This window comes from Alishewanella longhuensis (assembly GCF_014653435.1).
Lineage (GTDB): Bacteria > Pseudomonadota > Gammaproteobacteria > Enterobacterales > Alteromonadaceae > Alishewanella > Alishewanella longhuensis.
Genome location: NZ_BNAO01000001.1, coordinates 310,754 through 323,746 on the forward strand (window position 1 = coordinate 310,754; position 12,993 = coordinate 323,746).

General features: G+C 49.0%; 9 protein-coding genes. 3 read left to right on the forward strand and 6 right to left on the reverse strand.

Going from position 1 to position 12,993, the window contains the following annotated elements:
* Positions 1 to 48: 48 nt before the first annotated feature.
* Positions 49 to 687, reverse strand: coding sequence for a YiaD family glycine zipper/OmpA-like lipoprotein (locus IE163_RS01340; RefSeq protein ID WP_189429340.1), 639 nt, complete (start codon positions 685 to 687; stop codon positions 49 to 51).
* 241 nt (positions 688 to 928) lie between these two features.
* Here IE163_RS01340 and proB point away from each other — a divergent pair, with 241 nt between their 5' ends.
* Entirely contained in the window at positions 929 to 2,038 is a 1,110-nt protein-coding gene (gene proB / locus IE163_RS01345) for a glutamate 5-kinase (RefSeq protein ID WP_189429341.1), read from the forward strand.
* 7 nt (positions 2,039 to 2,045) lie between these two features.
* Here proB and argA read toward each other — a convergent pair whose 3' ends face one another.
* From argA to IE163_RS01365, 4 genes are all read right to left on the reverse strand, one after another.
* Entirely contained in the window at positions 2,046 to 3,365 is a 1,320-nt protein-coding gene (gene argA, locus IE163_RS01350; RefSeq protein WP_189429343.1) for an amino-acid N-acetyltransferase, read from the reverse strand.
* Positions 3,366 to 3,621: 256 nt separating this feature from the next.
* A complete protein-coding gene (locus tag IE163_RS01355; RefSeq protein ID WP_189429345.1) occupies positions 3,622 to 4,773 on the reverse strand; it encodes a glutathionylspermidine synthase family protein in 1,152 nt (383 codons plus the stop codon).
* Positions 4,774 to 4,776: 3 nt separating this feature from the next.
* On the reverse strand, positions 4,777 to 5,412 hold the full coding sequence (locus tag IE163_RS01360) for a DUF1190 domain-containing protein (protein WP_189429347.1): 636 nt from the start codon (positions 5,410 to 5,412) through the stop codon (positions 4,777 to 4,779).
* 10 nt (positions 5,413 to 5,422) lie between these two features.
* The gene (locus IE163_RS01365) at positions 5,423 to 5,836 is read right to left on the reverse strand and encodes a DUF350 domain-containing protein (RefSeq protein ID WP_189429349.1); all 414 of its coding nucleotides are present in this window, start codon (positions 5,834 to 5,836) and stop codon (positions 5,423 to 5,425) included.
* Positions 5,837 to 6,040: 204 nt separating this feature from the next.
* On the opposite strand from IE163_RS01365, the gene IE163_RS01370 reads away from it, so the two are divergent.
* Both IE163_RS01370 and IE163_RS01375 read left to right on the forward strand, forming a co-directional pair.
* Entirely contained in the window at positions 6,041 to 8,101 is a 2,061-nt protein-coding gene (locus IE163_RS01370) for a M13 family metallopeptidase (protein WP_189429351.1), read from the forward strand.
* Between the two features lie 240 nt (positions 8,102 to 8,341).
* The gene (locus IE163_RS01375; RefSeq protein ID WP_189429353.1) at positions 8,342 to 10,768 is read left to right on the forward strand and encodes an alpha/beta hydrolase family protein; all 2,427 of its coding nucleotides are present in this window, start codon (positions 8,342 to 8,344) and stop codon (positions 10,766 to 10,768) included.
* 79 nt (positions 10,769 to 10,847) lie between these two features.
* Here IE163_RS01375 and malQ read toward each other — a convergent pair whose 3' ends face one another.
* On the reverse strand, positions 10,848 to 12,989 hold the full coding sequence (malQ, locus tag IE163_RS01380) for a 4-alpha-glucanotransferase (RefSeq protein WP_189429356.1): 2,142 nt from the start codon (positions 12,987 to 12,989) through the stop codon (positions 10,848 to 10,850).
* Positions 12,990 to 12,993: the final 4 nt, after the last annotated feature.

The window sequence follows — 12,993 nt, forward strand, 5'->3', positions numbered from 1 at the left end:
GCTGTATAAGAATACGCCCGGCAAGTCCGGGCGTTTTTATTTGAGCGGTTATTCCACTACAGGCTCGATATGCACTTCCACGCGCCGGTTTTTTGCCCGGTTAGCTTCAGAGTTATTCGTGAACGCAGGGCGATCTGGGCCATAGCCAATAGTTTCCAGGCGAACTGGCTGCACGCCCTGAGCCACTAAATAGCTTTGTACTGATTCGGCACGGGCGCGCGACAGGTTCATATTAAACTGATACGGGCCTGTATCATCGGTATGACCGGCAATCACTACCATAGTTTTTGGATATTCGCGTAATACTTTGGCGATATCGTTTAACGCAGGATATAAACTCGGCCGCAGATCAGAACGGTTAATGTCAAAGGTCAGCTGCGCCGGGATATCCAGGATCAGGCGGTCGCCATCACGGTTTACGCCTACGCCTGAGCCTTTTAACTCTTCGCGTAAAGCTTTTTCCTGATTATCCATATAACTACCGACAGCAGCACCCGCTAAGGCACCTACCGCAGCACCTATTACCAGGCGTTTATTCTTATGGTTACCCGTTGCTTTACCGGCAATTGCCCCCGCTACGGCGCCAATAGCGGCTCCCCGGGTAGTATTTTGGTTATCCGTTGTGGCACAACCGGCCAAAACCAGGCTGGCTGACATCATTAAAACCACTGTGGCCTTTATTTTCATTGCCGTCTCTCCGTAGCAAACATATATTATTAAGCATTAGCTTAACGTTAGAGGCTGAATCATAGCTGAATTCTACTTAGCACCCCAGTAACAAATAGGAATATACCCAGTTAACTTCAAGATACGGATTTTAGCCTAGCCCAAAGGCTCTGAAAGGCGCATCTTGAAGTCACTTTGGTATAGACATATAGACTGCCAAACTTTAAGCTGTGGGTGTTCAATTCAGGCTAGGATACAGCAAATGGCAGTTCGTGGTTGGAAACGTATCGTATTAAAAGTGGGTAGTGCGTTAATTGCACCTACTGCGGATGGGTGCTCTACCCGGTATTTGTTATCTATTGCGCGTTTTATTGCCGAATGCCGCGCCGCGGGTACTGAAGTTGTGCTGGTATCATCGGGCAGTGTGGCTGCCGGGCGCAATGCAATAAGTTATAAACAGTTACCTTTACCCATTAATATAAAACAAGCCATGGCTGCCGTTGGGCAAAGCCGGATGATGGCCAGCTGGGCTCAATTATTTGATTTTGATTGTGCGCAAATCTTGCTAACGCATGATGATTTAAAAGATCGCCGCCGTTATTTAAATATCGACAACACGCTGCGGACCTTACTGGCTAATCAGGTGCTGCCGATAGTTAACGAGAACGATACGGTAGCCACTGCAGAGCTAAAAGTAGGGGATAACGATAACCTGGCGGCTATGGTAGCGATAGTGGCAGATGCTGACGCCTTGCTGATTTGTTCTGATATTGATGGTCTTTATACCGCGAATCCCAGGACAGTGCCGGAGGCACAATTAATTCCGCTGGTGGCAAAAATTACCGCCGAGATTTATGCCATGGCGGGCGGTAGTCACCATGCTATTGGTACTGGCGGGATGGCCACTAAAATTCAGGCAGCTGATAAAGCCACTGCCGCTGGTATCGACACCCTGATAATCAATGGCCAAAAAGCAGTAACATTTGATGAATTATTGGCCAATCGGCCAGCGGGGACGCTGTTTCAACGGCAGCAAGAGCGGTTAAGTGCGAAGAAGCACTGGTTACGGCATAACTTAAAACCACGCGGTGCTATTTTAATAGATGCTGGCGCTGAACAAGCTTTGCAATTACGTGGAGCCTCGTTATTGCCGTCGGGCATTACCGGTACCGAAGGTAATTTTGAAAAAGGTGATGCCGTATTGCTAAAGAGCAGCACAGCGAACACACTGGCGCAAGGTATTAGCCAGTATAGTGCGCTGGAGCTGGGGAAAATCGCCGGGGCGAAAAGTCAGCAGATTGCCAGCTTGCTGGGATATTGTCCCAGCGAAGTGGCAGTGCATCGTGACGATTTAGTGCTGTTGGGCGATTAACGCTGCTTTACAGATCCAGCGCCAGAATTTTCGAGCGGCGCTGATAGTTATAGAGCTGCTTTTTCTGAGCGGGTAGGTCTTCTACTGTTACCAATTCAAAACCCTGCTCTAAAAACCAGTGAATACTGCGGGTGGTGAGGGCAAATAGCCTGTCATACTTGCGCTGCCGGGCTTGCTGGATCACGCTGCGCAGTAATGTGGTGCCGCGGTCAGCATCCCGATAATCTGGATGCACCGCTAAACACGCAAACTCACCCACATTATCTTCCGGGAAAGGATATAAGGCCGCGCAACCAATGACTAAGCCATCACGCTCAATCAGGGTGAAGTAGTCTATTTCCATTTCCAGTTGTTCACGCGAACGGCGCACTAATAAGCCTTGCTGCTCCAACGGCCGGATAAGATCTAGAATACCACCTATATCGCTAATCACCGCCCGACGCAGTTTCTCAGCCGATTCCGTCACCACCTGAGTACCGATACCATCGCGCGAGAACAATTCTTGTAACAAGGAGCCATCTTCGCTATAGCTTACTAAGTGACAGCGCGGCACGCCGGAGCGACAAGCTGTGACTGCTGCCCGTAAAAATGCCACAGTGCCGACACAGGCATCCTCTTGCAGCTCTAACTGCTGCATAATGTCTTCCGCCCGATTTGGCATCAGTTCGGCGGTAATATCCCCATTGTCACCGGTAATACCACCAACTTCGTTAAAACCAATCATCTTGTCAGCTTTAAGGCGAATGGCCACCTGGGTGGCAATTTCTTCTGCGGTTAGATTAAAGCTCTCACCGGTTACCGAGGCAGCAATAGGGCCCATCAGCACTATGCCATTATTATCGAGTTGACGGCGAATACCGGTGGTATCAATACGTCTTACCCGGCCACTATGGAAGTAATCGATACCCTCATCAACGCCCAACGGTTGAGCAATAACAAAGTTACCGCTTACCACGTTAATTTGCGCACCTTGCATTGGCGTATTGCTTAAACTCATCGACAGGCGGGCAGTAATATCCAGCTGTAATGCGCCTGCCACCTGTTTAATCAGTTTAAAGGAATCATCATCGGTAACCCGCACCCTGTTATGGTACTGCGGCTCTAAGCCTGCTTGCGTGAGTGCCTGATTAATTTGTGGCCTGGCACCGTATACCAGGACAACCTTAATACCTAGGCTATTGAGCAGGGCAATATCATTAATAATGCTGCGAATACCCGGTTGCATAATGGCTTCGCCACCTAACATAATGACGAAGGTTTTACCGCGGTGGGCATTCACATAAGGGGCAGACTGGCGGAAACCGCTGACAAGTTCAGTAGTACGCACGGGCTATAAGGATCCTTAAACTCAAGTTAGCGATAAGTCTGGCAGTAATTATGGCATACCGCCAGACCTTATTTAGGAAAAGAACTACGTTTTGTGACGCTAAATATAGCACACCTCATGGTTTTATATCCATAAAGTGTGCATAATTATTCTTTTTGTTTTGGGGTTTTTCGCCTTCGACAAGCAAAACCAGTGAAGTCGCAGCCAACACCACTGCAGCGTCAAGGATAAAGGGGATAACTAAGACAGCACTTCGCTAATCCAAAATAATATGTGGTAAAAAGCGTGAGCTATCTTTGGTGATTAAACTATTGTCTTCCCGTATCCCGATACCGGCCGCCAAATCGCCAACTACCCAGCTACCGATTAGCGTATAGCTATCGCCAAAGCGTGGTAAGGGCGAAAAAGCCTGGCGGATATAACCGGCATCATCATAAGGGCCGGGTTGAAATAGCCGTTCGCCCTTATCAGTAATCAGCTCAATATTGGCGCCTTCGCGGGAAAATAAAGGCTTGCGAACCCAGCCAGCGCTAAGGGGTTGCTTACCGTCATCAAAAAAGGCGGGTAATAAATTAGGATGACCCTGATGTTTTTGCCATAGTAACGGCAAGATCCCTTTGTTTGATAATAAAATTTTCCAAAGCGGTTCGACAAAACGGGTATTGGAGCTAATTAGCGTGTTGGCAAACTCCTCTTGCAGCATAAACTCCCAGGGGTAGAGTTTAAAGAGGCCCTCGATAGGGAAGCCCTCTAAATCGACTAACTGACCATCGATATCACCAAGCTGTTCCAACTGAATATAACGGCTATCTAAACCTGCTTGCAGGGCAATATCCATTAGATAATCAACGGTGCCTTTATCTTCCTGGCTTTCGGTAACGCTACTAAAATAGAACGGCCGCGGCAGAGGCAGTTCCGCAAAGGCTTGCTCCAGTTTATCCTGTAACGAGTTAAACTGATCTGCGCCTGTGGGCAGCGCGCCACGCATTTGCTGATCTTCCAGCCAGACCCATTGGAAGAAGCCCGTTTCGTACAACGAGGTGGGGGTGTCGTAATTGAGCTCTAATAACTTAGCCGGGCCTTTGCCGTCATAGGCAAAATCCATACGGCCGTATAGATGTGGTTCGCCATTTTCCCAGCTATAGCGCACCGCATCCCAAAATGTTTCCGGAATACCTAACTGCTTGAGCTTTTCTTCGCTTTGCAGAATATCAGGTACCAAATCTAACGCCATCTGGTGTAGCTGTTCGGTTGGTGTTTCCAGATCGTCTTCAATTTGCGCCAGACTAAACTGATAGTAAGCCGATTCATCCCAATAGGGCTCATTATCAATAGTATGAAATTGAAAGCCGACACTTTCAGCAAAAGCTTGCCAACCCGGGCGCGGTGCTATGGGGACTTTCTTCATCGCCTAGCCGCCCATAGTGGTTTGACGTGGTGCGGCAGCAGCACGTTGCTGGGCCTGGGCACCAAAGCCACCGCGCCGAGCCATAGTTGCTGGTTTAGGCTGTACGGCTGACGGACGTATTTGCGTTGGCCCAGATTGTGCTGCTACTGGCGTATTGGTTGCTGTACGGAAGGTGCGCTGATCATCGCGTGATTTATATAATGGCTGATTAGGCACGGTATTACGACCACCCGCAGCTGCAGCGCTTTGTTGTTGCTGTTGCGGTGCCGCCATACCGCCACCACGGTTTAGCATTTGCCCGGCTAAAAACCCCATCATCATCGGCATAAAGAAACTGCCTGATGCTTGCTGCTGTTGTTGGGCAGGGGCTGTTTCACATTGGCCAACGCCGAAATCGGCTTCGCATTCTTGCTTGTTAGCATAACGTGGTGCCACCACCGGGTGCAGCGCTTGCGCTTCGGCAAAAGCGGCCTGACACTCTGCTGGTGGATTGTAAAAGGCTGCACATTCATCAGGGGTGCTAAACACTTGTACTTCGGCCGTTTTTTCACTGCCACAGCCATTAAGCATTAAGGTGGCTGCGGGTACCATAAAAATCAAAGCCGCTTTACGGCTACGTTTAAATTTAGCTTGTTGCATTTTCTGCTCCTTAATAACTCATACAGGCAGCATTGAGCATACCAACACTAATAGAACAACCGGCTGAAAAAATAGCAGCAGCCAGGTCACCCTGGGTTATACGTTGTGGTAATTGCTTTAGGGCTAATTGGCTAACATAAAAGGTGAGCACTTGCACTACGGTGGCAACCAAGCCCCAAATAGCACAATCGAGCAACGACATCGAGTGGGTGATGGCACTGGATAATGGCAAAGCAAAACCAATCAGAGCGCCGGCAAAGGCCAGTGCTGCCGCAGGGTTATTGGCGCGGATTAAGCCAAACTCGTCATGCGGCGTTACCCAGCTATAGAGGCGAATAAACACCAGCACTGACACCACTGCGAGCGCAAAATAGGCTAAAAAAGACGGTAAACCAGCCAACGAGCTTAAAGCAGTATCTAACATATTCAGGTCCTTTTTCAAAGTGAGAGCCTGATCCTGCGCAACTTTACCGCGTAATTCAAGTAAAACCGTAAAGCAAGCGACGTTTATCGCATTGGGCGGGGCTAATATCCTGTTTGCTGGACAGCTTTGGCAGGCTTTTTTACACTCAAGCAAAAGTCCAAAAAACCAATACCCGATAAGGGTAAAACTTACCAAGGGTTCATAATGAGAAAACCAACACTGTTAGCGCTGGGCATTGCTCTGGCGATCGGTTTGGCAGGCTGTACCAGCCAGTCAACTGCAGAAAAAACGCAAGCTGCCACCGTTGCTGCTGAGCAACAGGCTGGCTTTGCGCTAAAGAATTTTGATAAAAGCGTGGCGCCGCAGCAAGACTTTTTTCGTTTTGTAAACGGTAACTGGCTGGGCAATACCGAGATCCCTGCAGACAAAGTACGCTGGGGAAGTTTCGACGAGTTAAGAGAAAGTGCTGAGCAGCAGGTGTTAGAGATTATCCGTGAGTTAGCCGCTGGCGAACATGCGAAAAACTCCGATGCGCAAAAAATTGCTGATTTATATAACTCTTTTTTAAATGAATCACTAATCAATAGCCTGGGATTAAACCCATTACGCGGTGATCTTGCCCGTATTCAGCAAGTACGCAATCATCAGGAACTCGCTGTGCTGTGGGGCGAACTACAACGTTACCGCTTTGGCACGCCGGTAGCGGTGTTTGTTGGCCAGGATCAGCGTCAGTCCGATCAATATATTACCGGTGCCAGCCAGGGTGGCTTAGGTTTGCCTGATCGGGATTATTATTTAAAAGATGATGAGCGCTCCGTCAAGTTATTAGGGCAATATGCCGATTTTATCGCTACGCTATGGCAACTGGCGGGTTTTGATAATCCAGAGCAGGCAGCTGAACAGGTTATAGCGCTGGAAAAACAACTCGCCGCAGCGCAGTGGAGCCGGATTCAAAACCGCGATCGTAATGCCACCTATAACAAGTTGAGTATCCCTGAGCTGCAGCAATTAGCGCCAGGTTTTGATTGGTCAGCTTTTTTACAAGCCGCGGACTTAGGCAAAGTTGATGCGCTGGTAATTCGTCAACCTAGCTATTTTACTGATTTTGCCAGGCTGCAAGCCCAGGTACCCGTAGCCCAATGGCAAACCTATTTAACATTTCATTTATTGCGCGCCAATGCGGCAAATTTAAGCGAGCCGTTTGCGCAAGCCAGTTTCGAATTTTACGGTAAAACCTTAAGTGGTCAGCAAGAACAGCGCAGTCGGGAGAAACGCGCGGTCAGCTTAGTGGATGGCAGCTTAGGTTTTATGGTGGGTAAAGAGTACGTGGCGCGGCATTTTAAACCCGAAGCCAAAGCGCGTATGGATGAGATGATTGAAAATCTGCGCGCGGCTTTTAAAGAGGCTATTAACGAGCTGGAGTGGATGAGTGCTGAAACCAAGGTAGAAGCCCAGGCCAAACTGGCGAAGTTTAATACCAAAATTGGTTACCCGGATGTCTGGCGCGATTATGACTGCTTGACCATTGATGCTAATGATTTGCTGGGCAATTTACGTCGTAGCAGCGAATGTGAATATCAGCGCATGGTAAACCGGTTAGGCCAGCCGGTAAATCGCGATGAGTGGGGTATGACGCCCCAAACCGTGAATGCCTATTACAGCTCTACTATGAATGAAATTGTGTTTCCTGCGGCCATTTTGCAACCCCCCTTCTTTAATGTAGATGCAGACGATGCGGTTAACTACGGTGCCATTGGTGGGGTAATTGGTCACGAATTTACTCACGGCTTTGATGACCAGGGCCGCCGCTCAGACGGTGACGGTAATCTACGCGATTGGTGGACCCCCGAAGATGCCCGGCAATTTAGTGAACGTGCCCAGCGCATGATTGATCAATACAATGCCTTTAACCCTATCGATAACCTGCACTTACAAGGCGCCTTAGGTTTAGGGGAAAATATTGCCGATTTAGGCGGGTTAACCGTGGCCTTCCGTGCTTACCAAAATGCCACTAAAGATCAACCTAAGCAGACCATCGCCGGCTTTACGCCAGAGCAGCGTTTCTTTATTGGTTGGTCGCAAGTATGGCGCATTAAATTCCGTGATGAAGCCCTGCGGCAGCAAGTGATCACCGGCCCGCACTCGCCAGGTATGTACCGGGTGTTGGGCGTGTTGTCGAATATGCCAGAGTTTTATGAAGCCTTTGATGTTAAACCCGGCGATGGTATGTATCGCGAGGAAGAGGTTCGGGTGAAAATCTGGTAAAAACCGGCAGCTACTAAAGATAGCTTTAGTGCGAAAATAAGAGGGAGGCGATAGCCTCCCTCTTTGCATGGACAAGTAACGCTTTTGCAGTTACAGCACCCTTGATAGGACAGGGGTTAACTGTCTATCAGGTTAAAGTAACCTGCTTGTCTCAGCTTTTCAGATAACTGCCGAAATCTTGAACTGAACAGAGGGGAAACGTGTTAGAAGTTAAACAATTGTGTAACAGGGAAGCATGAAATGAAAAAGTTATTTAGTACCCTACTGCTGGGGACGCTGTTATGTCATGGCAGTTTGGCCTTGGCCACTGCGGTTGATTTGGGGTATCAACAACCCGCTGCCGAAATTGTGGCGATAGTGGATGCAGCACCGTCACCTAGTGCGAGTTTAAGCCCTAATGGCTTGCTGATGTTAAACACCGGCTTTCCAGCTTTACCCAGCATTGCCGATTTAGCTGAGCCTGAGTATCGGTTAGCTGGGGTGCGTTTTAACCCGGCTAACAACGGACCAACCCAGCCGCGTTATATTGCCAGCATGCAGCTACTGGATATCGCCAGCCAGCAAAGCCGCAGTATTAGTGGTCTACCACAACAGTTAAAAGCGGTTAATCTTAGCTGGTCACCCGACAGCCGCTATTTGGCATTTATCCAATTAGAAGCTAACGAAGCGCAATTATGGCGCATAGATATTGAAAAAGCCCGCGCCAGCCGCTGGGGCAAAGTCGCCGTTAACGCCATTTGGGGCGGTGGCTTACAATGGTCTGCCGATAGCAAAGCCTTGTATGCTTTAACGGTTCCGGTAAAACGCGGTGCTGAGCCAGTGGCCAGTAAAGTACCTACGGGCCCGGTCATTACCGAGGCTCGGGGGCGCACCGCACCTGCCCGTACTTATCAAGATTTGTTAAAAGATAAGCATGATGAAGCCTTGTTTAGCCACTTTTTTACTAGTCAGTTGGTAAAAATCACCCTAAATAACAAGCTACAGATATTGGGAAAACCGCAAATTTTCCGTGGTGTCGAAGTCTCGCCAGACAATAACTTTATTTTAGCTAGCCGCATCGAGCAGCCGTTTTCGTATGCCGTGCCGGTATCACGTTTTGCCTACACCAGCGAAGTATGGGACAACGCAGGTAAATTGCAGTATCAGGTAGTACAGCAACCGGTAGCGGATAACTTACCTATTGCTTTTGATGCAGTCAGTACCGGTCGGCGCAGTATTGGCTGGCGGCCAGATCAGGCGGCTACCTTGTACTGGGCAGAAGCGGCAGATGGTGGTGATCCAGCGAATAAGGTCGCAGTGCGTGATCAGTTATTTCAACTGGCTGCACCTTTTACTGCTGAGCCTGCTAAGTTGCTGGATCTGAGCTTCCGCTTTAGCTATCTGCTGGGTGCAGCCGATGGCAGTTTGATGGTATGGGAGAACTGGTGGCAGGATCGTAATGAAAAGGTCTGGTATTTGCCGGCTGGCGCCAGTGCGCAATTGTTATGGGAGCGCTCCTCTGAAGATCGTTACAATGATCCAGGTACGCCGTTACTTACTACCGCGGCCAATGGTCAGCGTTTATTACGGGTTGAAGACGGTGCTATCTATTTAACCGCCGTTGGCGCCTCAACCGAAGGGAATAGGCCTTTTATTGATAAGCGGCAGCTGGCAACAGGCGAAACGCAGCGGTTATGGCGTGCAGAAGCCCCCTTCTATGAGTACCCTATTACCTTACTGCCGTCTGGCAAGTTGTTAACACAGCGCGAATCGGCTGATTTACCGCCAGATTTCTATTTACGGAATTTACAAAATGGCGCGCTCACGGCGTTAACGCAAACGCCGCATCCTATGCCGCATACCCAGGGTATTAGCCGTGAACTGATTAACTATCAGCGGGCGGATGGTATTCCTATGTCGGCTACCTTGTTGCTGCCAGCAGGTTACGATAAAGCGCGTGATGGCGCCTTACCGACGATTGTCTGGGCCTATCCACGGGAGTTCCGCAGTGCGGCAGCAGCGGGGCAAGTAGCTGACTCACCTTATCGCTTTAACCGTATCGGTTACTGGAATCCACAATTTTTAGCGACTCAGGGCTATGCGGTGTTTGATAGTGCCACTATGCCAATAGTGGGTGAAGGTGAGAAAGAACCGAATGACAGCTTTATTGAACAGTTAGTGCTTAATGCCGAAGCGGTGATTGCTGCCGGTGTTGAACTTGGGGTAACGGATCCGAATCGCGTGGCGATAGGTGGCCATTCATACGGTGCCTTTATGACGGCTAACCTGCTGGCGCATACCAATTTGTTTAAAGCAGGTATTGCCCGTAGCGGTGCTTATAATCGTACCCTAACGCCTTTTGGTTTTCAGCGCGAGCAGCGTACCTTATGGGATGATCCTGAGCTGTATGCCAGGATGTCGCCATTTTTCCATGCCGAGAAAATTAAAACGCCGCTGCTGCTTATTCACGGTACTGATGATAACAACTCAGGTACTTTCCCGATGCAAAGCGAGCGCTTATATCAGGCGATTAAAGGCAATGGTGGCACCACCCGTTTAGTGATGTTACCACTGGAATCACATGGTTATCGTGCCCGTGAGTCAGTGCTGCATATGCTGTGGGAAACGGTTAATTGGCTGGATGAGTTTGTTAAGAACGCCAAAGTAGAAGATAGCTCAGCAGAGTAAACGTTAGAAAGATATCGTTGTTAAATGACAGCTAAAGCACTAAAAAACGCCGGTTAATCACCGGCGTTTTGCGTGTAGCTTACTGGCTTCGCGCTTGTTTGATCTCACTGATCAATTGTTGCACATCTTGCCGCGTTACAATAGTTTCGATGTTTTCCGGCAGTTTTCGTCGCCAGTTAGGGTATTCAGTACTGGTGCCTGGGATATTAACCGGGGTTTCCAATTGCACCAAATCTTCCAACTGGTAAGCAAATAACTGGGCAGGTGTAGCGGCAGTGTATAAATGGCAAGCCCGAATTAACTGGGCAGTGCTCTCAGTCGTTAAGCCCAATTGCTGTTGCATAAGTTGCTTCTCATCCAGGCGCAGCTGATGCAAATTATCGGCTACTGCCGGGCTTGGAAACAGATCCAGTTTATGTCGCAGCGCGAGATCGTGTTCGCGCCAAAACCCAATTAAGGTTGGCATATCATGGGTGGTGACGGTAGCTAATGCCAGTGGCGGATAGGTTTGATCACGATATTGATAACTACCAGGCTTTTGCTCCAGCATAAATACCCGATAGGAAAGCACCTGATAGCGCTGCATTAACTCGCTAATCTCTACCGGTACAGTACCTAAATCTTCGCCTATTACCACGCAATGATTGCGCTGACTTTCTAGCGCTAAAATGGCAAACAGCGCTTGTGCAGGCATGCTAATGTAAGCGCCTTGAGTGGCATCAGCCCCCAATGGGCAGCACCATAACCGCAAAAGTGCCATCACATGGTCCAGCCGTAAAGCGCCGGCATTGCGCATATTCGCGCGGATAAGCTCAATAAAAGGCTGATAGGCTTTTTGTCTTAAGGTCACGGGATTATAAGCGAGTAAGCCCCAATTTTGCCCTTTAGGCGCCATAATATCAGGTGGTGCCCCTACACTTAAATCCAGTAAGAAATCCTCTGGTGCGGCCCAGCTTTCAGCGCTGCTGCGACTGGTACCTACGGCGACATCGCAATATAAACCAATGGCCATACCTTGTTTACGGCACTCTGTCTTTACCTCTGCCAGTTGTTGCTGGGCCAGCCATTGCAAGTAAAGTTGTTGATTAATTTGTTCGGCATGTTGCTGGGCAAATTGTTGTACTGCTGGGCTTTGCGGGTTTTGGTATTCCGCGGGGAATTGCTGCCAGGCCGCCATACTGTGATCTTGCCAAAACAGCGTGCCTTGCAACACTTTGAATAATGCCATTTGCTGTAAACTGGCGCCACCGGTTTGCACAAATTGCTGAAATGCCTGTGCCCGAGCGGTGTTTTGTGCTAGTTCGTCTTGTTTAAACTGTTGATAGAGCAGAGCCGCTACCTGGGTTTTTAAGTTAGCTACTGCGGGGTAATCTACATCAGATGCGGCGCGACAAGCGGTTAACTGCTGTTGAAATGCTGCAGAAGCAAACAATTGTTGTGCCGCAGCGCAAGCATGAAAGTCAGGCGTATCGTCTAAAGCTACGTAGAGCGTATTGAGCCACAAGCGGCTATTGGGGCTGTAAGGGCTGCAATCTTGCGGCAACAGCGGGTATAAGGCATGTAATGGGTTTAGGCCAATAAAATCATTACCTTGTGCAGCCAAGGGGGCAACCATATTTTTTAAATCGGTAAAATCACCCATACCCCAATTGCGGCTTGAGCGAATGGCATACAATTGAATCGCGGGGCCCATCGTTTTGTGTAAGATGGCACTGTCATGTAACTGAAAACAGCGTGCCGGGCTGACGATAAGTTGTTGCTGCAGCTGTTGCTTGCCATCAGATAACTGTAATAGGTGATAGCCAGTTACTAAAGCGGCGTTAATATTAAGATCAAAGGCGAGTATTTTATCCGAGCCAAGTGAGTATTCCGCCACAATATCTTTTGGCTGCAAAACCAATTCACCTTGCAGTTGCTCGGCATTTTCCAGGGTGATTTGCCAGTGCCAATTACTGCTGGCCGTGCTGGCAGCCAATTGCAGACGAATAGTTAATGGTTCCCCTTCAGTATTAACGGAAACAGGTGCTAAAAGCTCTTGCCAGACTCGCTGCTGCAATTGCTGAATATGTGCTGCAACAGTTTGTTCGCTGCTAAGGTCAAAACCCATGGCTCGCAGAATGGCTTGCTGCACCGGCAGAGCAATATGCTCGGTATGGCCGTTAGCATGCACATAGCTGTTTTGCAAACCAGCCAGGCTGGCGAGCTGTTTAAGTTGTTCCATATAC